Origin of the sequence: Pseudomonas edaphica (assembly GCF_005863185.1) — a bacterium.
GTDB classification, from domain to species: domain Bacteria; phylum Pseudomonadota; class Gammaproteobacteria; order Pseudomonadales; family Pseudomonadaceae; genus Aquipseudomonas; species Aquipseudomonas edaphica.
Window position 1 is genome coordinate 1 of the sequence record NZ_VBVZ01000782.1, and the last position, 2,489, is coordinate 2,489.

A 2,489-nucleotide genomic window follows, 5' to 3' on the forward strand; every position below is an offset into this window, starting at 1 on the left:
TAGCTGATCCACCGCTATCGCAGGCAAGCCAGCTCCCACATAGAGCAATTATTCGGCATAAGCCCGCTGTTACTCCGTCAAGAACAACAAAATGGAGAACACCATGACCGCTCAACCCGTCAAAATCGACGACCTGCCCATCGGCCGTTTTCACCTGAAAATCGCCGGCCTCACCTTCGGCGCGCATTTCACCGACGGCTATATCCTTGGCCTGATCGGTATCGCTTTCACCCTGCTCAGCCCACAGATGCAATTGGATGCCTTCTGGCAAGGCCTCATCGGCGCTTCGGCGCTGATCGGGCTGTTTGTGGGCAGCCTGTTTTTCGGCTGGATTTCCGACAGCCTCGGCCGGCAGAAAATCTTCCTGGTCAGCTTTGTACTGATTACCGTCGCGTCAGTGATGCAGTTCTACGCTGAAACGGCCATGGGCCTGTTGCTGTGCCGCATCCTCATCGGCATTGGCCTGGGCGGTGATTTCAGCGTGGGTCACGCCATGCTCGCCGAGTTCGCGCCGAAGAAGCATCGCGGCGTGTTGCTCGGCTCCTTCAGCGTGGTCTGGACCGTTGGTTATGTGGCGGCAACCTTTGTCGGTACCGCGATGCTCAGCCTCGGCGACGACGCCTGGCGCTGGATGCTGGCGTCGTCGGCGATTCCGGCCGGGTTGATCCTGATCGCCCGAATCGGCACACCGGAATCACCGCGTTGGCTGGTCAACCGTGGGCGCATCGCCGAGGCTCGTGCCATCGTCAAAAAGCACTTGGGCGAGCATGTGGTACTGGATGAAGAGCCGCCGACGCAGACCCGTTCCGGTTATGGCGTGTTGTTCAGTCGTGAGTACCGTAAGCGCACCGCGTTCAATTGCCTGTTTTTTGTCTGCATCGTGATGCCGTATTTCGCGATCTATACCTTTCTGCCGTCGATCCTGCAGAAGATGGGGTTGTCCCAGGGATTTGGGACTGAGTTGCTGCTTAACCTGTTGCTGATTGTCGGTGCATTGATAGGTATTTGGTGCACGGTGAAGTTTTCGCGGCGGGGCTTCCTTATCAACTCATTCATCATCCTCGCGGCGGCGTTGTTTTTACTCGCTGTGTTGCCAGGGAGTATGGCGTGGTTGATGGTGCTGACCTTTGGTGTGTTCACGCTGGTGTTGTCGGCGGTGAGCAACTTGGTTGGCGTGTTCCCGGCCGAAAGCTTTCCTACCGAAGTGCGTGCCAGCGGGATTGGCCTGGCGACAGCGGTAAGCCGGTTGGGGTCGGCGATCAGCACGTTTTTGCTGCCGGTGAGTGTGGCGGGCATTGGCTTGAGCCCGACCATGGGGATTCTCGCGGCTATCCTGATGTTGGGTGCGATCATCTCCTGGGCCTGGGCGCCAGAGACCAAGGCGTTGACCTTGAGCCAGGCGTGCAAAGCCCAAGCGCCGTCGGTGTCAGGGATTGCTGACCTGGCCCAGCCACTGCGTAAACAAGCGAACCTTGGATAAGCCCTGCTTGTCTGCCGCCACATCCAGCCAATAACCATAGGGGCCGATCACTTCCACGGGAGTGATCGGCACTAAACTGCCATTGGCCAATTCACGTTCGATCATCTGCCGGTCGATCACCGCCAGGCCACCGCCGGCCAGGGCGGTATGGATCACCTGGTCCAGAGTGCTGAATTCCAGGCCCTGGCCCGCATCGATGTCGTCACGGCCCATGGCCGCCAGCCAGTTCTCCCAAACCTTCAAACGCTTACCGTCGTGCAGGATATGCAGCAGTGGGAAACGCCGCAGATCCGGCGGCTGGTCACCTTCGAACAACTCCGGGCTGGCTACGGCGATATGCCGCTCCATCACCAACAGCTCACTGCTGCAATGCGGGTCCGCATGCAGGCCGAAACGAATCCGGCAGTCAATCTCCGCGAGGCTGTCGTGGGTGTTTTGATGGGTGACACTGAGGTTGATATCCGGGTAGCGCTCGCAGAAACGCCGCAAGTGCGCCGACAACCAGCGCGTGGCCCAGGTAGGCGGTGCGACCACGCGCAGGCGCTGGCGCAGGTTGGGCACGCGTACGGCTTGCAGGGCGCGCTCGATATGGTCGAAGGCGTCGCTCAGGTGCGGCGAGAGGGCAAAGCCGGCTTCGGTCAGGGACAGGCCCTGGGGCGTGCGAATGAACAGGGCAACGCCGAGGTAGTCTTCCAGTTGCTTGATCTGGCGGCTGACCGCGCCCTGGGTCACGTTGAGGCCCACGGCGGCCTGGCTGAAGCTGCGATGGCGGGCGACTTCTTCGAAGACGCGTAGCATGGTGAGGGCGGGCAGGTGACGCATGGGTGTGGTCCATACTTGTTATTTTTATGGTGTTTTTGCTGGCTTCATCGCAGCATAGGTATCTACACAACTTTTGAAGGCCGCCACTTTCTCCTGTGGCGAGCAGGCTTGTCCTGCGTTGGGCCGCGAAGCGGCCCCAAACCCTGACACTGAGAACTTTCAGGAAAATTGCAGTGCCTTTACTGGG

2 protein-coding genes are annotated in these 2,489 nt (G+C 59.7%); one reads left to right on the top strand and one right to left on the bottom strand.

What is annotated here, in order from left to right; genetic code table 11:
• The first annotated feature begins 103 nt into the window (after window positions 1–103).
• The gene (locus FEM54_RS30415; RefSeq protein WP_138454051.1) at window positions 104–1,480 is read left to right on the top strand and encodes an MFS transporter; all 1,377 of its coding nucleotides are present in this window, start codon (window positions 104–106) and stop codon (window positions 1,478–1,480) included.
• On the opposite strand, the gene FEM54_RS30420 is transcribed toward FEM54_RS30415, so the two are convergent.
• The gene (locus tag FEM54_RS30420) at window positions 1,427–2,302 is read right to left on the bottom strand and encodes a LysR substrate-binding domain-containing protein (RefSeq protein ID WP_138454052.1); all 876 of its coding nucleotides are present in this window, start codon (window positions 2,300–2,302) and stop codon (window positions 1,427–1,429) included. The genes FEM54_RS30415 and FEM54_RS30420 overlap by 54 nt on opposite strands.
• Window positions 2,303–2,489 lie beyond the last annotated feature (187 nt).